Origin of the sequence: Kluyvera intermedia (genome assembly GCF_034424175.1) — a bacterium.
GTDB classification, from domain to species: domain Bacteria; phylum Pseudomonadota; class Gammaproteobacteria; order Enterobacterales; family Enterobacteriaceae; genus Kluyvera; species Kluyvera intermedia.
The window spans coordinates 189,786-214,368 of record NZ_CP139986.1; the positions used below are offsets into that span (position 1 = coordinate 189,786).

Consider the following 24,583-nt stretch of genomic DNA (forward strand, 5'->3'; position numbering starts at 1 on the left):
CGGCCTGTTTCCCCCAATTTTCCCTAAACAACCCCGTTTCATACTGTATATCTCGCACTCAGCGGGTATACTGGATCCTTCCTTTCAATCCACACGTATCCAGCACGAAATCATATGCAAAAGTTTGATACCAGGACCTTCCAGGGCCTGATCCTGACCTTACAGGATTACTGGGCTCGTCAGGGCTGCACCATTGTTCAACCACTGGACATGGAAGTTGGCGCGGGCACATCTCACCCAATGACCAGCCTGCGTGCGTTGGGGCCAGAGCCGATGGCAACTGCCTACGTGCAACCATCCCGCCGTCCAACCGATGGCCGCTATGGCGAAAACCCGAACCGTTTACAGCACTACTATCAATTCCAGGTAGTGATTAAACCGTCTCCGGACAACATCCAGGAGCTGTACCTCGGGTCTCTGAAAGAGCTGGGTATGGATCCAACCATTCACGATATTCGTTTCGTGGAAGATAACTGGGAGAACCCAACGCTGGGTGCCTGGGGTCTGGGTTGGGAAGTGTGGCTGAATGGTATGGAAGTGACGCAGTTTACTTACTTCCAGCAGGTCGGCGGCATGGAATGTAAACCGGTGACCGGTGAAATCACCTACGGTCTGGAACGTCTGGCGATGTACATCCAGGGCGTTGATAGTGTTTACGATCTGGTCTGGAGCGATGGTCCGTTGGGTAAAACTACCTACGGCGACGTGTTCCACCAGAACGAAGTCGAGCAATCGACTTACAACTTTGAATACGCAGACGTCGACTTCCTGTTCTCCTGCTTTGAGCAGTATGAGAAAGAAGCTCAGCACCTGCTGGCGCTGGAAAACCCACTGCCGCTGCCTGCCTACGAGCGTATTTTGAAAGCTGCCCATAGCTTTAACCTGCTGGATGCGCGTAAAGCCATCTCCGTCACTGAGCGTCAGCGCTATATCCTGCGCATTCGCACCCTGACTAAAGCAGTGGCAGAAGCTTACTACGCTGCCCGTGAAGCCCTTGGCTTCCCGCTGTGCAATAAGAATAAATAAGAGGCGGCCATGTCTGAGAAAACTTTCCTGGTGGAAATCGGCACTGAAGAGCTGCCACCAAAAGCACTGCGCAGCCTGGCTGAATCCTTTGCTGCGAACGTGACTGCGGAGCTGGATAACGCTGGCCTCGCGCACGGTAAAATCGAATGGTTTGCTGCTCCGCGTCGTCTGGCACTGAAAGTCGCAAATCTGGCAGCTGCGCAAGCCGATCGCGAAGTCGAAAAACGCGGCCCGGCGATTGCCCAGGCATTTGATGCTGAAGGTAAGCCGAGCAAAGCGGCCGAAGGCTGGGCGCGCGGCTGTGGTATCACCGTCGATCAGGCTGAACGTCTGGAGACTGATAAAGGTGAATGGCTGCTGTATCGCGCACACGTGAAGGGCGAAAGCACCGAAGCGCTGCTGCCGAACATGATTGCCACCTCGCTGGCGAAGCTGCCAATCCCGAAACTGATGCGCTGGGGCGCGTCTGACGTCCACTTCGTGCGTCCGGTCCACACCGTAACGCTGCTGCTGGGCGACAAAGTCATTCCGGCTACCATCCTCGGTATTCAGTCTGACCGCGTTATCCGTGGTCATCGCTTTATGGGCGAGCCTGAGTTCACCATCGACAATGCCGACCAGTATCCGCAGATCCTGCTGGAACGCGGTAAGGTTGTTGCTGACTACGAAACGCGTAAAGCAAAAATCAAAGCCGATGCAGAAGAAGCGGCGCGTAAAATTGGCGGTAATGCCGATCTGAGCGAAAGCCTGCTGGAAGAAGTGACTTCCCTGGTTGAGTGGCCGGTTGTTCTGACCGCAAAATTCGAAGAGAAATTCCTCGCGGTACCAGCTGAAGCACTGGTCTACACCATGAAGGGTGACCAGAAGTATTTCCCGGTTTACGATAACGCGGGCAAGCTGCTGCCAAACTTTATCTTCGTCGCCAACATTGAATCGAAAGATCCGATTCAGATTATCTCGGGTAACGAGAAAGTGGTTCGTCCACGTCTGGCGGATGCCGAGTTCTTCTTTAATTCCGACCGCAAAAAACGCCTGGAAGATCATCTGCCGCGCTTGCAAACCGTGCTGTTCCAAAAGGAACTGGGTACGCTGCGCGACAAGACTGACCGTATTCAGGCGCTGGCGGGCTGGATTGCAGAGCAGATTGGTGCTGACGTAAATCACGCGACTCGCGCGGGTCTGCTGTCTAAGTGCGACCTGATGACCAATATGGTCTTCGAGTTCACCGACACGCAGGGCGTGATGGGCATGCACTACGCACGTCATGACGGTGAAGCAGAAGACGTTGCTGTCGCGCTGAACGAGCAGTATCAACCGCGCTTTGCTGGTGACGCCCTGCCGTCCAACCCGGTTGCCTGCGCCGTTGCGATTGCTGATAAGATGGATACGCTGGCGGGTATCTTTGGTATCGGTCAGCATCCGAAAGGTGATAAAGACCCGTTTGCGCTGCGTCGTGCCGCGCTGGGCGTGCTGCGTATTATCGTCGAGAAGAACCTGAATCTGGATCTGCAAACGCTGACCGAAGAAGCGGTTCGTTTGTACGGTGACAAGCTGACCAACGCGAAGGTCGTCGATGAGGTCATCGACTTCATGCTGGGACGTTTCCGTGCATGGTACCAGGACGAAGGTTACACCGTTGATACTATTCAGGCGGTATTGGCTCGTCGTCCGACGCGTCCAGCAGACTTTGATGCTCGTATGAAGGCGGTTTCGCACTTCCGCACGCTGGAAGAAGCGTCTGCGCTGGCTGCAGCTAACAAACGTGTATCCAACATCCTCGCCAAGTCTGACGAGACGTTGAATGACATCGTTCATGCTTCTGTATTGAAAGAAGCGGCCGAGATTAAGCTGGCGGGCAACCTGGTTGTTCTGCGCGACAAACTGCAGCCGTACTTTGCAGCGGGTCGTTACCAGGAAGCGTTGGTCGAACTGGCATCCCTGCGTGAACCGGTGGATGAGTTCTTCGAAAACGTGATGGTCAATGCAGAAGATAAAGATGTTCGTCTGAATCGTCTGACGTTACTGTCTAAGCTTCGCGATTTGTTCTTGCAGGTAGCGGATATTTCCCTGTTGCAGTAACAATGTGTTAGCTTGATAAAAACCTGCTTTCGAGCAGGTTTTTTTATATCTGAGATATTAATACCTGAATCGTTAATAATGATTTAAATTATATTTCGGATATTTTCATTGATAGGTGAAAAATATTTTAGGAATACGTTCACCCAGAGATAAGCAGTATTTGAGATAGAATAACGTTGGGTGCTTGAGACTGTTTGTCTCAGGTATTTACCAAAAGGCAGACAGAGAAAAGCCCCACCTGATGATAAATCAAAGTGAGGCCACCTCTATGCCTGAACACCATAAGGATAGTCTCTTACTCGTTGAAAATCAACATAAGGGGCTAGGGATGCCACAAAAATCTATGTTGTATAGTTTGATAGTGATATGTCTCACTATTCTATTATTTACCTGGATGGTTCGTGATTCATTATGCGAATTGCATATTAAGCAAGGAAATAATGAGGTCGCGGCATCTTTAGCCTGTGATATTAACCAGTAAGGGCTTTTGGCGGGGAGCTATCCCCGCCAATTTATCGGTGTTATGCATTCTCAATGCACCCTTTTTATTATTTTCAACAATAAAAAAGCCTCTCGTATTGGTGAGGCCTTTTTTTCATAAATCCAAAGCGCCTAAAAAAATAGCCTTGAAATGCGCCCCGCAATACGTTTATCCTTTGTCGCGACGAATCCCTCGTCTCACTGAGGCACACTGAAAATGGACAAACACACCTGCTGATTTCGAATCCTTGCTAAGCAGCTTGCTGCAAGCAGGGGAGTTATTGATTTCACTCAGGAGTGCTTATGGCCCATTGTGCGCAATTCCCTTCTTTTATTTTGCATCAAGTTACCTGTCAATTTGCGACGGGCGATACCCTTTTTGGCCCGTTAAACCTTTCGCTGGATAAGTCTCTTTGCGGTTTGGTCGGACGTAATGGCGTTGGTAAAACACGATTACTACGCCTGTTGGCGGGCGGTGATTCCCCGTCGACGGGGCACATTGAATGTCTTACGTCGTATGCCTATGTTGCACAGCAGCATACGATTTCCCCTGAAACCACCCTTGTCGAGTTGTTGGGCTACGCGCCGATTTATGCCGCCTTACAACGTCTTGAAGAGGGGGATGCGCTGGCAGAGGATATTGAGGCGCTGGATGGTTTTTGGGATCTTCCTGCCCGCCTGAGTACAGCGTTCCAGGATGCGAGGCTGGGTGAGTTTACTCCGCAGCGGCTTGCCTCTTCTCTCAGCGGTGGCGAAAGGATAAAAGCCTTGCTGTGTGCGGCGTTTATCTCTGATGCTGACTATTTGTTGCTTGATGAACCGACCAATCACCTTGATAGCGGCGGGCGAGAATGGCTTTACCGACAGCTTGAAAACTGGCGCGGCGGTGCGTTAATCGCCAGCCATGACCGACAACTGCTGGCGCGAATGCCACACATTCTTGAACTTACCCCTGCCGCGTTGCGTAGTTACGGTGGAAATTATGCCGATTACCAACAACAGCGCGATGCTGAACAGATGGCGGCACGCGCAGCGCTGGAACATGCCGCCACTGAAAGACGGCGCACTCGTGCGCGAATGCAGAAGGAGCATGACGATTGTCAAAGGCGCTCTGCTAAAACGTTGCGAACCGTTGATAGCCTGAATATCGCCTCGTTTGAGCGGGTGAAATACAAAGGTGCCGCGCGAGAACGTCCCGGAACGCTGTTGCGTCAGCATCGAGACCAATCCGGGGCACTGGATAACGCGGTGAGGCAAGCGCGTGAGCGAGTCGAGGAAGATAGCCCGGTCATGTTCACACTGCCGGGAAGTCAGGTGGCTGCTGGCAAGCAGGTAGTCGTCCTGGAAGCGTTGCAACTGGCTTACCAGACGCTATCCCCACTCGACTGGCGGATGGATGGCCCGATGCGAGTAGCGTTACGTGGGCCAAATGGTTGTGGAAAAACCACGCTGCTGAAAACGTTGATGGGGATAGAGGAACCATTATCTGGATATGGTCAGCTATCGGTCACGGCAGCCTGGTTGGATCAGCACCTTACGCAATGGGATTTATCATTGTCGGTGATGGCGCATCTTCGCGCAGGCGATACGCCGCTAGAAGAGGGCGCAATTCGTACCTGCCTTGCGCAATTGCAGTTGGTGGCCGATAAAGTGAATTTACCGCTCGCGATGCTCAGCGGTGGTGAACGATTAAAAGCTGTGCTGGCTTGTGCGCTCTGGCAACGGGAACCGGCACAACTGCTGTTACTGGATGAGCCCACAAATCATCTGGATTTAGCTTCGGTACAGGCAATTGAAGCAGCGCTGGCTGATTTTCCCGGTGCGATGATCGTAGTGTCACATGATGAGGCGTTTTTGCAGGCGCTGAAATTGACGCATTGTCTGGAGTGGCGGGAGCCGGGTTGGTATTTCAGTGAGGTATAGGCAAAAAAAATCCCCGCCGTAAGGCAGGGATTTAGAATTTTTAGCGGCGTTAACTTACAGAGAAGTTACGTTGCCAGCTGCTGGGCCTTTAGCGCCGTTCTCGATGGTGAAGGAAACTTTCTGACCTTCGTCCAGAGATTTGTAGCCATCGTTCATGATAGCGGAGAAGTGTACGAACACGTCTTTTGAACCGTCGTCAGGAGTGATGAAACCGAAACCTTTATCAGCGTTGAACCATTTTACGATACCAGTCATTTTACCGGACATAGAAATTACCTTTAAATATTAAATGAGCCTTTCGGCATTATGGCATGCTTTACAGAATTTAAAAGCGTAAAGAAAATGTCGCTACGAGGGGTACCAATGGATAACCTTGAAGGGAACTGCTTTACTCACTGCTTTGTGGTCTGTAGGTCAAACCGTGAGTGCATTAACGCATACTTCTTATCAGGAAAGCAAACGTTATCCGCAGGAAATTTATGGGACCGCTTCGTTTCGACACCAGTGAATTTAGTTTAAAAAATTGATTTTAAAGAAAATAACTGCTTTTGAATGCTAATGTAAAAAAATGTCATTACACCCCGACAGTACTCCCGCCGGGGTATTTTTTATACTTTCTGCACGGGTTCTGGCAGGGCGACAGGGGTGGCGTCAGTCGGATTTGCCAGTCGTTTGCTCGCTGCATATTTAATCATTAATGCAATTGCAGACAGCAAAGCGGGGATCGCCAGCAACGCGAAAATGCTCTTAAACGAAAGCTCCGCCTGCATCAGGAATGCGCCGCTAAATGCTCCCAGAATCCCTCCAAAGCGGCCTAGCCCCAACATCCAGGCTACGCCTGTTGCGCGCCCCTGCGTTGGATAAAAGCCTGCTGCCAGCGCCGGCATTGAGGATTGTGCGCCGTTCATAATTGTGCCAGCGATAAAGACCATTACCCCCATCAGCACCAGATTATCGGTTGAGAAACCGACCAGGCAGACGAATACCCCTGTTAGCAGATAGCCAACAGCGACCACTTTGTTCGGGTTAATTTTATCCATCAGCGCACCGAGTATCAGCACGCCGATACCCCCGCCCAGCGGGAACAGAGCGGTAATAATCGATGCCTGGCTAAGCGTAGCCCCGGTTTCGCGGATCAGGAGTGGCAGCCAACTGGTCAGCAGATAGAAGATTAACAGGCCCATAAAGTAGGTTAGACACAGCATAATGGTGCCCACCAGGTAGCGTGGTGAGAAGATCACGCCCAGCGCCGATTGTTCTTTAACCTGGCCTGCTTCCTGTAAGACGAAATGGGTGCTATCCGGCAAGGGGGCGATACGACGCAGGATGGTGCCAATTTGCTGCTGCGACTTATTTTTCACCGCCAGGTAGCGGGCCGACTCCGGCAACAGGAAAATCAACGCGACCGCCAGCATCAGCGGCATTACGCCGCCTAGCACCAACACGCTCTGCCAGCCGTAATGTGGAATCATCCAGGCGGAAATAAAACCGCCCATCGAGGAGCCGATCGGGAATCCGACAAACATCAGGTTAACCAATAATGCCCGGCGGCGCTCAGGGGCATATTCGCTCATTAAGGTGGCGGCATTTGGCATCGCAGCGCCAAGTCCCAGACCCGTTAAGAAGCGCAGTACGGTCAACTGTGTCAGCGAAGTCGCAAAGGCGGTAATCAGGCTGAAGCCGCCAAAAACCAGAATGGAGAGCACCAATACTTTCTTACGCCCGATACGGTCTGCCATTGGGCCTGCGGTGAGCGCGCCAACGGCGAGGCCGACCAGCGCGGCGCTCATGACTGGGCCAAGATCTGATTTCTGCACACCCCATTCCTGTACCAGGTCAGAGGCGATAAAACCGATAATGGCGGTATCAAATCCGTCCATTGCGACAGTCACAAAGCACAGCACCAGAATCATCCACTGGTACTTTGAGAAAGGGTGACGATTGATAAAAGCCTGAATATCCGTTGTTGTCTGTGTTGTCATGCGGTAATTCCTGCTAGCGATGTGAGAGAGCCGGATTGATATCTCTTATCTCTCCCGAAGGTATCGAGATGTTTGGGCGATTATCGAACGAGTTGTCGTTAATCGTTCATTAAATCAAATCACTAAGCGGTGCTTCTCACAATGCATGGTCAAACGGAAGTGTGCGATAATCGTTCACCCTGACATCAGTCGCTGACATTTAGTGATATAAATATATACGTATCAGCGAGTTAATCACGTTATTGATGGATGAATTCATTGCAATAAATGTGATGAATGCAACAACTTATTAACATTTATACTGAACCCGTGCAGAACGGATGAAAAAGGTATCTTGCGGCGCGGCTCTGGACTATCCTTGTCATCGTTAGGCACGCGTGCGCCGGTTTGCGCTTTTTTTTGGCTGAAGGAGTATGAAAATGGCGACAGGAAAGTCCTGCTCTCGCTGGTTTGCGCCTGTTGCGGCGTTATTGATGGTTGTTAGCCTGAGTGGGTGTTTTGATAAGGAAGGCGATCAGCGTAAAGCATTCGTCGATTTCTTGCAGAATACCGTGATGCGTGGCGGTGAACGCCTGCCGACGCTGACGGCTGACCAGAAAAAACAGTTCGGGCCGTTTGTTTCCGACTATGCCGTCATTTATGGTTACTCACAGCAGGTGAGCCAGGCGATGGACGCGGGTTTACGCCCGGTTGTTGATAGCGTTAACGCCATTCGCGTACCGCAAGATTATATGACTCAGCGCGAGCCGCTGCGCCAAGCCAACGGTTCATTGAACGTCCTGAGCCAGCAGTTACAGAATGCTAAAATGCAGGCTGATGCCGCACATTCTGCGCTGAAACAGGCCGACGATCTGAAACCGGTCTTTGACCAGGTTTACAGCAAAGTGGTGACTGCACCGTCTGACGCGTTGCAACCGCTGATCCCTGCGGCACAGGTCTTTACCCAGCAGCTGGTACAGGTGGGTGATTTTGTCGCACAGCAGGGCGCTGAGGTGAGCTTCGTCGCCAACGGTATCCAGTTCCCGACCTCTCAGCAGGCAAGTCAGTATAATACGCTGATTGGCCCGCTGGCGTCGCAGCACCAGGCATTTAGCCAGGCCTGGACCGCAGCCGTCAACGCGACGAAATAACGAATTATCTGGCCCGGCATCCTGCCGGGCCAGATTGTTTTACCCCGCCACCTGCGGGTTCACACAGTTCTTCTCTACCTTCCCACGCAGCGCATCAATCAGATTATCTACCGCACAGGCCGCCATGTTATAGCGCGTTTCATGCGTCGCTGAGCCAATATGCGGCAGCGCCACCACGTTTGGTAATTTCAGCAGCGGAGAGTCAACGGATAGCGGTTCCTGTTCGAAGACATCCAGCCCAGCGGCGTGGATTTCACCTTTCTCCAGTGCAGCAATCAGCGCTTTTTCGTCAACCACCGGCCCGCGACCTGCGTTGATAAAAATGGCGGACGACTTCATACGGGCGAACTGTTCGGCGCCAAACAGATGGTGTGTCTCTTCGGTCAGTGGCAGGATCAGGCAAACAAAATCAGCCTCTTCTAGCAACGTGTTTAATTCACAGTAGCGCGCATTAAAACGCTCTTCGGCCTGAGGATGGTGACGACGGGCGTTGTACAGAATCGGCATGTTAAAGCCAAAATGTGCGCGCTGGGCAAGCGCCATGCCAATACGTCCCATCCCAACGATCCCCAGCGTTTTATGGTGGACATCGACACCGAACCAGTCCGGGCCTATGCCTTTTTTCCATTCACCAGCTTTCACCCGCTCAGCGACTTCAACCACGCGGCGCGCTGAACTCAACACCAGAGTCATCAACGTATCGGCTACGGTTTCGGTCAGGACGGTTGGCGTATGCATTAGCAGCACGCGGCGGGCATTGAGGGCATCAACGTCAAAGTTGTCATAACCTACGGAGATGGTTGAAGTCGCGCGAAGTTTCGGCATCTTCTCCAGCAGGGCGGTATTGACGGCTTCACTGGAGCCCAGCAGACCTTCTGCTTCGGCAAAAGCCTGTTGATGCTGCGTAACGGTTTCCGGGCGCAGGTTAGCAACCTGCGTCACGGTAAAATGCTCTTCCAGGCGATGCAGTAAATCGTCAGGTAACGCTTTATAGAGAATAATGGACGGCTTCATGCAAATCTCCGTAAGTTAAAATTTAAGCGTGGCGTGCGCCAATCGGTAGCTGTTGATTATTAGCAGGCTTAACAATCAGAGTTAGCCATACTGAGGCAAAAAGCGCTACCCCCATAAAAATGTATGATGCTGACGGGCTGCCGGTGACACCGTTGAGATAGCCCACAACCCATGACCCAAGGAACGAACCCAGAGCGCCCATACTGTTGATGAGCGCCATCGCACCACCGGCAACGTTGCGCGGCAGCATCTCAGGAATAATGGCAAAGAATGGCCCATACGGCGCGTACATGGCGGCTCCGGCAATGACCAGCAGGGTGTAAGAGAGCCAGAAGTTATTCGCACCGACGGCCCAGGAACCGATAAAGGCAAAGGCGGCAATCAGCAGCAATGGCCAGACGAACAGTTTACGGTTTTGCAGCTTATCGGAAGCCCATGACACCACAATCATCGCTACCGTTGCCGCCAGATAAGGCACTGAGGAGAGCCAGCCGACTTCGACCATACCTAAGTTGGCACCCCCGCTGCGGATAATGGAAGGCAGCCACAGCACGAACCCGTAAACTCCGATGCTCCAGGTAAAATACTGCATACACAGCAGGATAACGTTGCGCGAGCGGAAGGCTTCGCCATAGTTACGTACGGCTTTAATACCCTGTTGCTCACGCTCGAGCTGCGCCTGCAATGCCGCTTTTTCTGACTCACTCAGCCAGCCCACCTGTGACGGCTTGTCTTTGACCAGCACCCACCAACAAAATGCCCAAATGACTGCCGGGAAACCTTCAATAATGAACATTTCACGCCAGCCTAGCGCCTGAATAAGGTAGCCGGAAACCACTGACATCCAGAGAACCGTCACCGGGTTGCCGAGGATCAGGAAGGTGTTTGCCCGTGAACGCTCTGACTTGGTAAACCAGTTACTGATATAGATAAGCATCGCTGGCATCACCGCGGCCTCAACGATACCGAGGATAAAGCGAATGGCGGCCAGCGCAGGAATATTGCTGACGATCCCGGTAAGAGACGCGCAGCCTCCCCATAGAATCAGGCACACAAAGATCAGTTTGCGTACGCTGCGGCGTTCGGCATAAATCGCACCGGGGATTTGGAAGAAGAAGTAGCCGAGAAAGAAGAGGGCGCCAAGCAGGGATGAGATCCCTTTGGTGATCCCCAGGTCTTCGTTGATACCGGCGGCGGAAGCGAAACTGAAGTTCGCACGATCAAGATACGCCAGGCTGTACGTGATAAACACGATCGGCATGATGTACCACCAACGTTTTGCTGCGTTTGTAGAGCTGTTCATAGGCTTGCCTCTATTTTCGCTTTGCCGCCGCTGTATGTAGGGTACAGGGGGCCGTTATCATACGTGACGTTATTCGCCTAACGCTTCACGCGTCGGTAATCCTTCGCTATCGCCCTGGACCTGAATAGCTAGCGCGCCGATTTTATTGCCGCGTGTCACCGCTTGATGCAGTGTGCGGTCTTCCAGCAATGCGCTGATAACGCCGACCGCAAAACCGTCACCTGCACCGACCGTATCGACCACGTTGTCCACCTTCACCGGGGCAACGCAGCCCTGCTCGCCGTCTGCAGTTTTATACCAGGCACCGTCGGCACCGGTTTTCAGCACCACGGCTTTCACCCCGTGATGCAGATAAAAATCAGCAATCCCTTCCGGCGTCTGCTGTCCGGTTAATATCATTCCTTCCTTCAGACCCGGCAGCACCCAGTCGGCCTGGAACGCCAGCGCGTTGAGTTTTTCAATCATCTCCGCTTCACTCTTCCACAGAACCGGCCGCAGATTTGGGTCAAAAGAGAGCGTTTTTCCCTGCGCTTTCATGGCGCGGGCGGTATGTGCCAATAGTTCGTATGAACTGTCCGACAGCGCCGCAGCCACGCCGCTTAAGTGAAGATGACGTGCGCTACAGAAGTACGCGTCATGGTAATCCTCAACAGACAGATGGCTGGCGGCCGATCCTTTACGGAAATATTCCACAATGGGATCGGTTCCATTTTCAACTTTAGATTTGAGCTGAAAGCCGGTTGCATAATGAGGATCAATCGCAACGCTGCGGGCATCGATCCCCTCTTTTTTCAGGGAGTTGATAACAAAACGGCCAAAACTGTCATTGCCCACGCGGCTGACCCAACCAACGTTGAGCCCCAAGCGTGCAAGGCCAGTGGCGACGTTAAGTTCTGCGCCCGCCACGCGCTTAATGAACTGCTCTACTTCCTCTAAATCACCGGTCTGGGTGGCGACAAACATGGCCATCGCTTCACCGATAGTGATGACATCCAGGGAGTCTTTCATCGATTAATCCTTACGTAACAGATCGACGTAGCGGCGGGTGACAGCCGTCAGATCGGCGCCCTCCAGCGGGAATTCAATGCCGCGTGGTACGTCTATAGGCAGTGTGTTCAGCAGTTCCAGCCAGCGAGGATCCGCTTCATCCGGCGGGATAGCGCGATAGCTGTCGTGATAGGTGGCGGCGGCTTTGATGTGAATATAGCCGACCGATGGTGCAAGTTGTTGCGCGGCGGCTTCCGGGGAATCGCCAACCCACAGCCAGTTGCCCATATCGAATGTCAGCGATACCGGCAGTTTTTGCGTATGACAGGCGGCATTAAAACGTTGCATCGGCGGTAGTCGTCCGCAGGTGGTTTGATCGTTCTCGACCACTAGTTTCATACCGCTGCTGTCCAGCCAATCGCGAAGTGTGTTGAACGGTTTTGTATCAGAGAAATGGCCTAGTGAGACCTTCAGCCACAGCGCGCGGAGCGTTTTGGCTTCTTCAAGCAATGTGGGAAGCTGAGGATTGAGGGTGCCATCAGCCATGAAAAGCGGTTCTGGTGCGGAGTAGCAGACTAGCAGACCCGCCGACTCAATGGCTGATGCCAGTTCAGGCAATGCCTGAAGTTCCGCTGGCGTGAACAGTTCGCGACGGATTTCCACGCCATCTGCGCCGGCTTTAGCGATGATTGGCAGTAGGGCAATTTGCCCGCCCGCAGTGCGTACCGTGTCGTGGCCATATGCGGCGGTGACCACCATGATTTTTCTTTGCATAGGAACTCCAAATCTAACGCTCTTTCACATACGCTAGATGGAATCGGTTCCAAAGAAAATCTCACTGTGTTGAATTTATGATCACCATCACGAAGGAATGTTAACGAGCCGTTGAACCGCGAACGATCAGTTCACCTGAAAATACCTGCTCATGAAGGGTGTCGGAAGTGCCTTCAATACGGCGTACTACCTGTTCGACAGCGGCATAGCCAATCTGCCATGTCGGTTGTTTCAGGGTCGTAATGCCCACGCCAGCCAGCTCCGCCCACTCCAGTTCATCGAACCCCAGAAGGCCGATATCGCTGCCCCAGTTTAGGCCAATGCGTTTGAGCGAACGGGCAACTTGCAGCGTGAGTGCGCCGTTGGCGGAAATCACAGCCTTGCGCATTCCGCGATGCTGCTGATGAAATTGGCGTAGCGTGTTATCAAGCTGAGCATTTTCGGCCAGCGGCACCTCTGCATTTTCCGCCACCATTCCCGGATAGCGGGCAAGCGTGGCGCGAAAGGCGCTAAGACGCTCGCGGCGAGTGTTGACAGTACCTAGCGGCTCGCTCAGAAACAGTAGCGCTTCGAAACCTTGTTCAATTAGATGTTCGGTGGCAGTGGTGGCTGCCTGAGTATTGTCCAGCCCCACGACGTCGCAGGCAAAGTCAGGGATTTTTCGGTCAATCAGCACCATTGGCAATGCGGATTGTTGCAGCCGATGCAGACCTTCTTCACGCATCCCCACGGCGTTTACTACAATGCCTTCCACCTGATAACTGCGCAGCAGATCGAGGTAATGCAACTCCTGGTCCACCTCGTTATTGGTGTTACACACTAGCGGAGTAAAGCCTTTATCGCGGCATGCGGCTTCAATACCGCTTAGCACGTTGACGGAGTAGGGGTTGGTGATATCCGCGATGATGAGACCAATCAGGCGAGTGCGGCCGCGCTTTAAATTGCGCGCCATCAGGCTTGGGCGATAGTCAAGTTCGGCAATCGCGGTTTCAATACGCGCCAGCAACGCATCTGACAGCAGATGTTTTTCGCCATTAAGATAACGTGAAATGCTGGTTTTGCCGGTTTTCGCGGCTTTTGCCACATCGCTGATGGTAGGGCGCGCTGATTTTGCCATGGAAATGTCTCTCGCCTGAAAGTGACAACACCTTAACGCGAAAATCGTTGATGGCAAGTTGATTCATGTCGGATGGTGATGTCACCATCCGACAGTGCAATTACTGAATCGGGCTTAAGGTGATTTCAACGCGGCGGTTCTGCGCCTTGCCTTCAGCCGTGCTGTTGCTGGCGATTGGGTTCGCCGGGCCCATACCGCGGGTGCGGATGCGGCTGGCTTCAACGCCTTGAGTAATCAACGAGCTGGCAACGCTATCGGCACGCTGCTGGGAAAGACGCATGTTCAGATCCTGGCTTCCGGTACTGTCGGTGTAGCCCATCACGTTCACGGCTGTCTTATTGTACTCTTTCAGCACCATCGCCACGCCGGTCAGCGTGTTAGCACCCGCAGGTTTGAGGGTGGCACTGCTGCTGTCGAAGGTAACGTTGTTTGGCATATTCAGGATGATGTTATCGCCGCTGCGGGTCACGCTAACGCCGGTTCCCTGCATTTTATCTCGCAGTTTTGCTTCCTGCACATCCATGTAGTAGCCCACGCCGCCGCCGAGCGCTGCGCCTGCTGCCGCACCAATCAGCGCGCCTTTGCCGCGATCTTTCTTCGACGAAGAGAGCGCACCGACGCCCGCGCCGACCAGCGAGCCGATGCCCGCTCCAATGCCTGATTTACCCGCTTCACGTTCGCCGGTGTACGGGTTTGTGGTGCAGCCAGATACCGCCAGGGCGCCGCTCACGATGGCAGCAATCACTAAAATACGTTTATTCATCTTCATTCCTTATGACTTTCTTATTTTCACCACAGCGACCGTGGCGCATGATTATGACGCGCGAACATGAAGAAAATTCTTGGGAACTCTCTGAAATTTGTAAGTAACATTGACCGGCGCAATAAATAAACGACGTCACCTGCAGGAGCGCTCACTTTGTCTACACCCTTTTCCGTATTAACCGCTGCCCATTGGGGGCCGATACTCGTCGACACCGATGGCGAGAATGTTCTGGCATCTCGCGGGGCGCTGCCGACCTCGCATCCTAACTCGCTGCAAAGCGTGGTGCGCGATCAGGTCCACAGTAAAACCCGTATCCGCTATCCGATGGTGCGTAAGGGTTATCTTGCTTCACCGGAAGCTCCTCTGGGTGCGCGCGGGCAGGACGAATTTGTTCGGGTGAGTTGGGATGAGGCGTTGGATCTGCTGCACGCGCAGCACAAACGTATTCGCGAGACGTATGGACCATCGGCTATTTTTGCCGGTTCTTACGGTTGGCGCTCAAACGGCGTCCTGCATAAGGCGGCAACGTTGTTGCAGCGTTATATGAGCCTGGCAGGTGGTTATACCGGTCATTTGGGCGATTACTCCACCGGCGCGGCACAGGCCATCATGCCGCATGTGGTGGGCGGCAATGAGGTTTATCAGCAGCAAACCAGCTGGCCGCTGATTCTTGAACACAGTGAGGTCGTCGTCCTGTGGAGTGCTAATCCGCTCAACACTCTGAAAATTGCCTGGAATGCGTCGGATGAACAAGGGATCGCTTACTTTGAGGCTCTGCGCAAAAGTGGCAAAAAGCTGATCTGCATCGATCCGATGCGATCGGAGAGCGTGGAATTTTTCGGTGATGCCATGGAATGGGTTGCCCCGCACATGGGAACCGACGTGGCGTTGATGCTGGGGATTGCCCACACGCTGGTGGAAAACGGTTGGCATGATGAAGCGTTTCTTGACCGCTGCACCACAGGGTATTCCGTGTTTGCCGACTACCTGCTGGGCAACACGGACGGTGAAACCAAATCGGCGGAGTGGGCGGCTGAGATTTGCGGTATAAGTGCGGATAAAATTCGCGAATTAGCGGATATCTTCCATCAAAATACCACGATGCTAATGTCCGGTTGGGGAATGCAGCGCCAGCAATTTGGTGAACAAAAACACTGGATGCTGGTGACGCTGGCTGCCATGTTAGGACAGATTGGCACGCCAGGCGGGGGCTTTGGCCTCTCCTATCATTTCGCTAACGGGGGTAACCCGACGCGACGCGCGGCGGTACTGGCGTCTATGCAGGGCACGGTCAAAGGCGGTGTCGATGCCGTGGATAAAATCCCGGTAGCGCGCATCGTTGAGGCGCTGGAGAACCCGGGTGCGCCTTACCAGCATAACGGCCTCAACCGCCACTTCCCGGATATTCGCTTTGTCTGGTGGGCGGGTGGCGCCAACTTTACCCACCATCAGGACACCAACCGCCTGATTCAGGCCTGGCAGAAACCAGAACTTGTGGTTATCTCTGAATGCAACTGGACGGCGGCCGCGCGTCATGCGGATATCGTCCTGCCGGCGACCACCTCATTTGAACGTAACGACCTGACCATGACCGGCGATTACAGCAACCAGCATTTGGTGCCAATGAAGCGTGTGGTGATGCCTCGTGAAGAAGCCCGCGATGATTTCGAGGTATTTGCCGAGTTGTCCGAGCGCTGGGAGAAGGGCGGTCGCGCGCGGTTTACCGAAGGCAAAAGTGAACTCCAGTGGCTGGAAACCTTTTACCAGATTGCCGGTGAGCGAGGCGCGAGCCAGCAGGTCACGCTGCCGCCGTTCGATAAGTTCTGGAAAGCCAATCAGCTCATCGAGATGCCGGAGAGCGAGCAGAATGCTGCCTTTGTGCGCTTTGAAGCATTCCGTGCCGACCCGCAGGCGAACCCACTCAAAACGCCGAGTGGTAAAATTGAGATCTATTCTGAGCGGATTGCCAGTTTCCAGTACCCGGATTGTCCAGCGCATCCAATGTGGCTGGCACCGGACGAGTGGCACGGCAACGCAAAGCCGGGGCAGCTTCAGCTATTGTCAGCCCACCCCGCGCACCGCTTACATAGCCAGCTTAACCACACCTCTCTACGCGAACGTTATGCGGTAGCAGGGCGCGAGCCGCTCACGATAAACACGCAGGATGCCGAAGCCCGGCAGATCCGCGAGGGTGATATTGTGCGCCTGTGGAATCAGCGTGGACAGGTGCTGGCGGGGGCCGTGGTCAGTGACGATATTAAGCCTGGCGTGATGTGCTTACATGAAGGGGCATGGCCAGATTTAGACCGTGACGCGGGTGGGATTTGTAAGAACGGTGCGGTAAACGTGCTCACCAAAGATATCCCCAGCTCACGGCTGGGGAACGGCTGTGCGGGCAATACGGCGCTGGCCTGGGTCGAGAAATACGATGGGCCCAATCTGGCGTTAACCGCGTTTAATCCGCCTGCCAACGCATAATCCACGTGGGATGTCGAGTCTCTTCCTGCCACGCGCTGTCTTCAATACGAAAACCTTGCGCGTGGTAGAAATTCACTGCCCGAATATTTTTCTGATACACCTCAAGGCTTAAATCGGAAAAATGTTGCTTAACGACGTTGATAAGCGCGCTACCAATCCCCCGATGAATGGCCTCGGGGGCGACAAACAGCGCCCCCACGAAACGCTCCTGAATCACGCTGACAAACCCTAGCGGACTCTGTGCTTCTTCCCAAATCCAGGTTTCGGCGACGGGAAGATAGGTGTCGCGCACGCTAGGCAGGCTTTCATACCAGTACTGTTCGGCAATAAACGGATGGGCATAGGTGGTGCTATCCAGCCACAGCGCGAGTAATGGCTCGAACTGGTTAGTGTTCCATTTTCTGATCATGCTGAACTCCAGGATGGCAGAAGCAGCCAGTCACGTGGTCGTTAACCAGACCGCAGGCCTGCATGAAGGAATAACAAATCGTGGTGCCAACAAATTTGAAGCCGCGTTTTTTAAGGGCTTTAGACAGCGCGTCGGAGGCGGGTGTTGACGTTGGAATTTCACTGAGCGTTGCAGCCTGAGTGATGTTCGACGTGTTATCGACAAAAGACCAGACGAACGTATTGAACGGCTCACCGTTGGCTTCCATGGCCAGAAACGCGCGGGCGTTGCCAATGATGGCCTGAATTTTTCCCCGGTGGCGAATAATACCGGCGTCTAGCACCAGACGTTCGACGTCTTCCTCGGTCATCGCCGCCACTTTCACCGGGTCAAACTGATGGAAAGCCTGACGATAATTTTCACGTTTTTTCAGCACCGTTATCCACGATAACCCGGCCTGCTGGCCTTCAAGGCAGATCATCTCAAACAGCATTTGGTTATCACGCTGGGCTACGCCCCATTCGTTATCGTGATAATCAATATAAAGCGGATCCTGGCTTACCCAACCGCAACGTTGCATCTGGTTCTCCCTTTTTTTGTCGATGACCCAAGCATCATAATAAAACCCTGCACTTCTCTTGACGCCGAAAATAAAGAGGCAATAGTTAATACAGGGATCACTCCCATAAAACATAACAATAACTGCCGAATCTGGCTCTTCTCTGGAGTCAATTGATGATTAATAAGAAATGCATTGGTTACTGGCGATTTGCTCCGCCAGCATCGGTTTTCGTGTGGATGTTACTTTCCCCACATGCGAATGCCTGGCAGCAAGAATATATCGTGTCTGACTCACAAAATAATACTGCTGAGCGCTATACATGGGATAGCGATCACCAACCACGCTACGATGACATTCTGGCAGAGCGTATTGAAGCTGTGCAGGCGGGGCCTGGGTTCAATATGAATGCCCCGGATGATATGCCGCTGGATGCCAATAAAACGATGAGCTTCGGCTGGAATTTTCCGCTCACCAGCCGCATCACTACGGGGCCAGTTGCGCAATGGCATTATGATGGCTCGCCGGGCTTTATGTGGAATGAGTTTGGCGATGTAGCGTCGACCGCGTCGCTAACCGATCCCCTGTGGCACGCCAGCGTCAGCACGCTGGGTTGGCGGGTGGATTCGCACTCCTGGCTGGGAGTTCGCCCGTGGGCACAGGTGAGCTACAACCAGCAGTATGGCGAGAATCAGTGGAAGGCGCAGTCGGGGCTTAATCGCATGCCCACCGCCTTACAGGATGGTAACTGGGTGGATGTGACGGTGGGCGCCGACATGTTGCTGAATTCACATCTTGCGGCTTATGCCGCGCTTTCTCAGGCGGATAATATGGCGGTGGGAGCAAACTATTTCTACACCATGGGCGTCAGCGCTCGTTTCTGAAATCATCGTTTTGCCTGATAGACATCAGCGGCAAGACATTTTTTGCAATGTCGTTCATTCCGCCGCTGGTGCATTTCATTCCGTCCTGAGCGCACTTCATGCCTTTTTTAACCTGCAAAAATGCTAACTTCGTTATCGTTGGCAGCAGTTAATTTAAGAAGGCATCTTCATCATGAACGCTGCAACTAAAAATCACACTCGCTGGCTGACATTATTCGGCACCATTATTACCCAATTCGCTTTAGGCTCCGTTTACACCTGGAGCCTGTTCAACAGCGCGCTGTCCACCAAGCTGGATGCGTCCGTAAGCCAGGTGGCGTTTTCCTTCGGTCTGTTAAGCTTAGGTCTGGCTATCTCATCCTCCGTGGCCGGTAAATTACAGGAACGTTTTGGCGTGAAGCACGTCACTATGGCCTCCGGTATTCTGCTGGGAATTGGCTTCTTCCTGACCGCACACGCTAATAGCCTGCCAATGCTGTGGTTGAGCGCGGGGGTGATTGTCGGCCTCGCCGATGGCGCAGGCTATCTGCTGACGCTCTCAAACTGCGTAAAATGGTTCCCGGAACGTAAAGGTCTGATCTCCGCCTTTGCTATCGGTTCTTATGGTTTAGGGAGCCTCGGCTTCAAGTTTATCGACAGCCACCTGCTGGAAACCGTCGGTCTGGAAAAAACCTTCATGATTTGGGGCGCGATTGTGTTGGTGATGATCGTCTTCGGCGCAATGCTCATGAAAGATGCGCCAAATCAGGCGGTCGCAAGTCACGACGGCGTAGTCGAGAATGACTTCACGCTGGCAGAATCCATGCGTAAACCGCAGTACTGGATGCTGGCAGTCATGTTCCTGACGGCCTGTATGAGCGGCCTGTACGTTATCGGTGTGGCAAAAGATATTGCGCAGGGCATGGTGCACCTGGATCTGGCGACGGCGGCTAATGCGGTCACTATTATCTCGATTGCCAACCTGAGCGGCCGCTTGGTACTGGGTATTCTGTCCGATAAGATTTCCCGTATCCGTGTTATCACTATCGGTCAGATTATTTCGCTGGTGGGTATGGCAGCACTGTTGTTTGCTCCGCTCAACGAAGTGACATTCTTCGCGGCCATTGCCTGTGTGGCCTTTAACTTTGGCGGCACCATTACCGTCTTCCCATCGCTGGTGAGCGAGTTCTTTGGTCTGAACAATCTGGCGAAAAACTACGGTGTGATTTACTTAGGTTTCGGGATTGGCAGCATCTGCGGTTCACTGATTGCATCACTGTTCGGTGGCTTCTATGTGACCTTCTGCGTCATCTTCGCCCTGTTGATTATCTCCCTGGCACTGTCGACGACCATCCGTCAGCCAAAAACAGGAATCCTGCACGAAGCCCACGCTTAAAAATAATTCCCTCACTTATTAAGTAGATTCTGGTCAGATATTTTTGTAAATATCTGACCAAATCACATTTCCTCCGAATACTTTTCCCCTTTCTTGTTGTCTACTTACCGCGCTTGCAATTAAGGCCTTGATGGCCGTCGCATATATTAACGAGTTTACTTACGGTTATTGGTAACACGTTTTTGGTTTTCCCTTTTTCCCAGGGTTTTTCGCATGAAATATTTAAAAGCGATGTCCCAGCAGACGCTCAGTTTTCTGCTGGCTGTCTACATCGGCTGGTTTATGAACTATTCCGTGTTTGTCCGTCGGTTTGAAGGGTATTTGCAGGATTTTAGCGTCGAAAAAGGGATTTTCATTGCTATTGAGCTTGTGGGTACCTTGCTGGTGACGTTCTTCTTACTGCGTTTGCTGTCGCTGGGTGGACGTACGCTATGGAAGGTTCTGGCTACGGTGGTAGTGCTGATTTCTGCCGGTGCCAGCTACTATATGACCAATCTGAACGTGGTGATTGGTTATGGCATTATTGCCTCGGTGATGACCACTGACGTCGATCTGTCTAAAGAGGTTGTCGGTTGGCATTTCATCTCATGGCTGGTGCTGACCAGTATTGTACCGCTAGTCTTCATCTGGCTTAATGGCGCGCGCGATACGCTGCTCAATCAACTTCGCACGCCGGGGCAACGTGTCCGCAGTATCGTGGTCATTTTAGCGTGTGCTGCGTTGGTGTGGGGGCCGATTCGCCTGATGGAGGCTCATCTCAAGGAGAACGAGCGTCTCTCGCAGGTTGATTTACCAAGCTATGGCGGGGTACTGGCAAACTCCTACCTGCCAACAAACTGGGTTTCCGCGCTGAGCCTGTATGGCTGGACGCAGGTTGATGAGACTTTCGATACCAAAGAGTTTATCGATCCGACCAAAAAGTTCACCTACGTTGCACCAGAAGGCCTCGATGACACCTATGTGGTGTTTATCATTGGCGAAACCACGCGCTGGGATCATATGGGGCTGTTCGGCTACGAGCGTAATACCACGCCGGAGCTGGAAAAAGAGAAAAACCTGGTGGCGTTCCGCGGTTACTCCTGCGATACCGCGACCAAGCTGTCACTGCGCTGCATGTTCGTCCGTCAGGGCGGTGCCAGCGATAACCCGCAGCGCACCCTCAAAGAGCAGAACGTGTTTGCGGTACTTCATCAACTCGGTTTTACCGGCGACCTGCTGGCGATGCAAAGCGAACTGTGGTTCTACAGCAACACCATGGCAAATAACATTGCCTACCGTGAGCAGATTGGCGCTGAGCCCCGCAACCGTGGCAAAAGCGTCGACGACATGCTGCTGGCCGATGAAATGAAGAACGTGCTGGCGCGTAGCGGTGTCGACGGTAAGCATTTGATTATCCTTCATACCAAAGGTTCGCACTTCAACTACACCCAGCGTTATCCGCGTAGCTTTGCACAGTGGAAGCCGGAGTGTGTGAACGTGGATGACAAGTGTAGCAAGGCGGAGTTGATCAATTCTTACGATAACTCAATAACCTATGTTGACCATTTCCTGGTGAATATCTTCGATCAGATGCGTGATAAGAAGGCGATTGTTTTCTTTGCCGCTGACCACGGTGAGTCGATTAACGAGCATGAGCGTTTGCACGGTACGCCGCGCAAAATGGCACCGCCGGAGCAATTCCGTGTGCCGATGATGGTCTGGATGTCGGATAAATATCTGGAAAATCCTGACCACGCGAAGTCGTTTGCTTACCTGAAACAACAGGCTGCGATGAAACAACCGAAGCGTCACGTTGAGCTGTATGACACCATCATGGGTTGTCTGGGATACACCTCGCCGGATGGGGGTATCAACGAGTATAACAACTGGTGCCACGTGCCTGAGAAGAAGTAACGCTGGGTTTGGCTTTGAACTTCCCCGGGGGCGGCGTAAACGCCTTGCCCGGGCTACCACTCAATGCCTGATGGCGCGCAGCTTTCAGGCATACGCGCTTACGTCAAATTGTAGCCCGGCCAAGCGGAGCGCCGCCGGGAATATGCCCCAGTCCCAGGGTCGGCGTAAACGTCTCGTCCTGGCGGCGATACCGTTCCAAACTCTTCCACTATGCGTTAACAATTCCGTGACATATTCCATTGCTTTTTTTTATGCATAGATGAATCTTTTTTCGTGCTACTTATGACTAAGCCCAGCATTTTCACCTGTGCGCTTTAACGTTCACGGCATTAATCGCTCAGATATTCATCATATCGAAATAAATTTTTCACATAACGCTTAAATGTTAATCACTAAATGTTGCAAAGTATTAAGTGAATAACTCTGCCTTTGTGGTCATAGCATAAATTTCTCTGCTGAAAATAGCCCTTGAGGGTTTTTTTAATCTTTGCCCATCTATTCTCACCTTCAATACAAATCCCGGCTAACTGTATTGACGTTTTCACATTCTGTTGACAGATTGTAGGGCATGAGGGGCATTTCATGGAGAATATGCGCTGCAACTCAGTTGTTCTAAGTGAAAGGAATCCCGCCTCTACTACGCATCGACCAGGCCGGGTAAAACACAAATAAAGGCCAGGCGGTGTAACCCAATGCAAAGGGTAAAAACAACACATATCACTTTGGAGCACAATAATGAGTATTTCCTTGAAGAAGTCAGGGATGCTGAAGCTGGGTCTCAGCCTGGTCGCCATGACCGTTGCCGCCAGCGTACAGGCAAAAACCCTGGTTTACTGTTCAGAAGGCTCGCCGGAAGGCTTTAACCCACAGCTCTTCACGTCTGGTACCACCTACGATGCCAGCTCAGTACCTATCTATAACCGTCTGGTTGAATTCAAAACCGGTACCACGGAAGTTATCCCGGGTCTGGCTGAGAAGTGGGACATCAGCGAAGACGGCAAAACCTATACCTTCCACCTGCGTAAGGGCGTGAAGTGGCAGGATAATAAAGACTTCAAACCGACGCGTGACGTGAACGCCGACGATATCGTCTTCTCCTTCGATCGTCAGAAAAATGCCCAGAACCCGTACCACAAGGTGTCTGGCGGTAGCTATGAATACTTTGAAGGCATGGGCCTGCAAGACCTGATTAGCGAAGTGAAAAAAGTCGACGATAACACCGTCCAGTTCGTGCTGACGCGCCCGGAAGCACCATTCCTGGCAGACCTCGCGATGGACTTCGCGTCTATTCTGTCAAAAGAATATGCTGACAACATGCTGAAAGCCGGTACGCCGGAGAAAGTTGACCTGAACCCAATCGGTACCGGTCCATTCCAACTGCTGCAGTACCAGAAAGACTCCCGTATTCTGTACAAAGCGTTCCCAGGCTACTGGGGTACCAAGCCGCAGATCGACCGTCTGGTCTTCTCTATCACGCCTGACGCTTCCGTGCGTTACGCTAAGCTGCAGAAGAATGAATGCCAGGTGATGCCGTACCCGAACCCGGCCGACATCGCGCGCATGAAGCAAGACAAGAACATCAACCTGTTAGAGCAGGCGGGCCTGAACGTGGGTTACCTGTCTTTCAACACCGAGAAAAAACCGTTTGATGACGTGAAAGTGCGCCAGGCGCTGACCTACGCGGTTAACAAAGAAGCGATCATCAAAGCGGTTTATCAGGGTGCAGGTGTTGCTGCGAAGAACCTGATCCCACCAACCATGTGGGGCTATAACGACGACGTCAAAGACTACAGCTACGATCCGGAAAAAGCCAAGGCGCTGCTGAAAGAAGCGGGCCAGGATAAAGGCTTCACCGTTGAGCTGTGGGCGATGCCGGTACAGCGTCCGTACAACCCGAACGCTCGCCGTATGGCTGAGATGATTCAGGCTGACTGGGCGAAAGTCGGCGTACAGGCCAAAATCGTAACCTACGAATGGGGCGAGTACCTCAAGCGTGCGAAAGCAGGCGAGCACCAGGCTGTGATGATGGGTTGGACTGGGGACAATGGGGATCCGGACAACTTCTTCGCGACCCTGTTCAGCTGTGCTGCGGCCAAAGATGGTTCTAACTACTCTCGCTGGTGCTACAAGCCGTTTGAAGATTTGATTCAACCGGCTCGTGCAACCGACAGCCACGACAAGCGTGTTGAACTCTACAAACAAGCTCAGGTGGTGATGCATGATCAGGCTCCGGCGCTGATCATCGCTCACTCCACCGTCTACGAGCCAGTGCGTAAAGAAGTCAAAGGCTATGTGGTTGATCCATTAGGTAAGCACCACTTCGACAACGTCTCTATCGAATAATAAAGATGATGCCTTAACCGGCAACGCGACGCTTCCTGCCCCCTTTGGGGTGGGAAGCTGCGCCGTATCTGCGTCCCTCTCA

Annotated in this window: 20 protein-coding genes; 10 read left to right on the top strand and 10 right to left on the bottom strand. The window is 52.8% G+C overall.

Features of this window, described 5'->3' with window-relative positions:
- The first annotated feature begins 114 nt into the window (after positions 1-114).
- The 4 genes from glyQ to U0026_RS00920 all read left to right on the top strand — a co-directional run bounded on the left by glyQ (position 115) and on the right by U0026_RS00920 (position 5,508).
- Positions 115-1,026 (top strand): glycine--tRNA ligase subunit alpha, encoded by a 912-nt coding sequence (gene glyQ / locus U0026_RS00905; RefSeq protein WP_062775779.1) that lies wholly within the window; start codon positions 115-117, stop codon positions 1,024-1,026.
- 9 nt (positions 1,027-1,035) lie between these two features.
- The gene (gene glyS / locus U0026_RS00910) at positions 1,036-3,105 is read left to right on the top strand and encodes a glycine--tRNA ligase subunit beta (RefSeq protein ID WP_062775777.1); all 2,070 of its coding nucleotides are present in this window, start codon (positions 1,036-1,038) and stop codon (positions 3,103-3,105) included.
- 328 nt (positions 3,106-3,433) lie between these two features.
- On the top strand, positions 3,434-3,586 hold the full coding sequence (gene hokA / locus U0026_RS00915; protein ID WP_126441025.1) for a type I toxin-antitoxin system toxin HokA: 153 nt from the start codon (positions 3,434-3,436) through the stop codon (positions 3,584-3,586).
- 302 nt (positions 3,587-3,888) lie between these two features.
- Positions 3,889-5,508 carry an ABC-F family ATP-binding cassette domain-containing protein gene (locus tag U0026_RS00920; protein ID WP_062775775.1) on the top strand — a complete coding sequence of 540 codons (1,620 nt, stop codon included), beginning with the start codon at positions 3,889-3,891 and terminating at the stop codon, positions 5,506-5,508.
- Positions 5,509-5,562: 54 nt separating this feature from the next.
- On the opposite strand, the gene cspE is transcribed toward U0026_RS00920, so the two are convergent.
- Together cspE and U0026_RS00930 are read right to left on the bottom strand one after the other, a co-directional pair.
- A complete protein-coding gene (gene cspE / locus U0026_RS00925) occupies positions 5,563-5,775 on the bottom strand; it encodes a transcription antiterminator/RNA stability regulator CspE (RefSeq protein ID WP_061284519.1) in 213 nt (70 codons plus the stop codon).
- Between the two features lie 341 nt (positions 5,776-6,116).
- Positions 6,117-7,490, bottom strand: coding sequence for an MFS transporter (locus U0026_RS00930; RefSeq protein WP_062775774.1), 1,374 nt, complete (start codon positions 7,488-7,490; stop codon positions 6,117-6,119).
- A gap of 419 nt (positions 7,491-7,909) precedes the next feature.
- Between U0026_RS00930 and U0026_RS00935 the strand changes: the two genes are divergently transcribed.
- Positions 7,910-8,620, top strand: coding sequence for a DUF3053 domain-containing protein (locus tag U0026_RS00935; protein ID WP_062775773.1), 711 nt, complete (start codon positions 7,910-7,912; stop codon positions 8,618-8,620).
- A 39-nt stretch (positions 8,621-8,659) separates the two neighbouring features.
- Here the strand turns inward: U0026_RS00935 and ghrB are convergent, their stop codons facing one another.
- The 6 genes from ghrB to U0026_RS00965 form a co-directional block, all read right to left on the bottom strand.
- The gene (ghrB, locus tag U0026_RS00940; RefSeq protein ID WP_062775771.1) at positions 8,660-9,634 is read right to left on the bottom strand and encodes a glyoxylate/hydroxypyruvate reductase GhrB; all 975 of its coding nucleotides are present in this window, start codon (positions 9,632-9,634) and stop codon (positions 8,660-8,662) included.
- Positions 9,635-9,656: 22 nt separating this feature from the next.
- A complete protein-coding gene (locus tag U0026_RS00945) occupies positions 9,657-10,937 on the bottom strand; it encodes an MFS transporter (RefSeq protein WP_062775769.1) in 1,281 nt (426 codons plus the stop codon).
- Between the two features lie 69 nt (positions 10,938-11,006).
- Positions 11,007-11,945 (bottom strand): sugar kinase, encoded by a 939-nt coding sequence (locus U0026_RS00950; RefSeq protein WP_062775767.1) that lies wholly within the window; start codon positions 11,943-11,945, stop codon positions 11,007-11,009.
- A 3-nt stretch (positions 11,946-11,948) separates the two neighbouring features.
- The gene (locus U0026_RS00955; RefSeq protein WP_062775765.1) at positions 11,949-12,698 is read right to left on the bottom strand and encodes a sugar phosphate isomerase/epimerase family protein; all 750 of its coding nucleotides are present in this window, start codon (positions 12,696-12,698) and stop codon (positions 11,949-11,951) included.
- 100 nt (positions 12,699-12,798) lie between these two features.
- A complete protein-coding gene (locus U0026_RS00960) occupies positions 12,799-13,815 on the bottom strand; it encodes a LacI family DNA-binding transcriptional regulator (RefSeq protein WP_062775762.1) in 1,017 nt (338 codons plus the stop codon).
- A 100-nt stretch (positions 13,816-13,915) separates the two neighbouring features.
- Positions 13,916-14,578: an OmpA family lipoprotein gene (locus U0026_RS00965; protein WP_062775760.1), complete on the bottom strand. Its 663-nt coding sequence runs from the start codon at positions 14,576-14,578 to the stop codon at positions 13,916-13,918.
- A 156-nt stretch (positions 14,579-14,734) separates the two neighbouring features.
- On the opposite strand from U0026_RS00965, the gene U0026_RS00970 reads away from it, so the two are divergent.
- Complete coding sequence (locus tag U0026_RS00970) at positions 14,735-17,059, top strand: molybdopterin guanine dinucleotide-containing S/N-oxide reductase (RefSeq protein WP_062775758.1); 2,325 nt, start codon at positions 14,735-14,737, stop codon at positions 17,057-17,059.
- Here the strand turns inward: U0026_RS00970 and U0026_RS00975 are convergent.
- Positions 17,037-17,468: an N-acetyltransferase gene (locus U0026_RS00975; RefSeq protein WP_062775756.1), complete on the bottom strand. Its 432-nt coding sequence runs from the start codon at positions 17,466-17,468 to the stop codon at positions 17,037-17,039. The genes U0026_RS00970 and U0026_RS00975 overlap by 23 nt on opposite strands.
- Complete coding sequence (tag, locus tag U0026_RS00980) at positions 17,446-18,027, bottom strand: DNA-3-methyladenine glycosylase I (RefSeq protein WP_062775754.1); 582 nt, start codon at positions 18,025-18,027, stop codon at positions 17,446-17,448. Before tag ends, U0026_RS00975 begins: the two co-directional genes overlap by 23 nt.
- Before the next feature lie 155 nt (positions 18,028-18,182).
- Between tag and U0026_RS00985 the strand changes: the two genes are divergently transcribed.
- The 4 genes from U0026_RS00985 (at position 18,183) to dppA (ending at position 24,501) form a co-directional block, all read left to right on the top strand.
- Positions 18,183-18,890: an autotransporter domain-containing protein gene (locus U0026_RS00985; protein ID WP_062775753.1), complete on the top strand. Its 708-nt coding sequence runs from the start codon at positions 18,183-18,185 to the stop codon at positions 18,888-18,890.
- A 172-nt stretch (positions 18,891-19,062) separates the two neighbouring features.
- Positions 19,063-20,265: an L-lactate MFS transporter gene (locus U0026_RS00990; protein WP_062775751.1), complete on the top strand. Its 1,203-nt coding sequence runs from the start codon at positions 19,063-19,065 to the stop codon at positions 20,263-20,265.
- A 213-nt stretch (positions 20,266-20,478) separates the two neighbouring features.
- Positions 20,479-22,158, top strand: coding sequence for a kdo(2)-lipid A phosphoethanolamine 7''-transferase (gene eptB / locus U0026_RS00995; RefSeq protein WP_062775750.1), 1,680 nt, complete (start codon positions 20,479-20,481; stop codon positions 22,156-22,158).
- Between the two features lie 735 nt (positions 22,159-22,893).
- Positions 22,894-24,501 carry a dipeptide ABC transporter periplasmic-binding protein DppA gene (dppA, locus tag U0026_RS01000; protein WP_062775748.1) on the top strand — a complete coding sequence of 536 codons (1,608 nt, stop codon included), beginning with the start codon at positions 22,894-22,896 and terminating at the stop codon, positions 24,499-24,501.
- Positions 24,502-24,583: the final 82 nt, after the last annotated feature.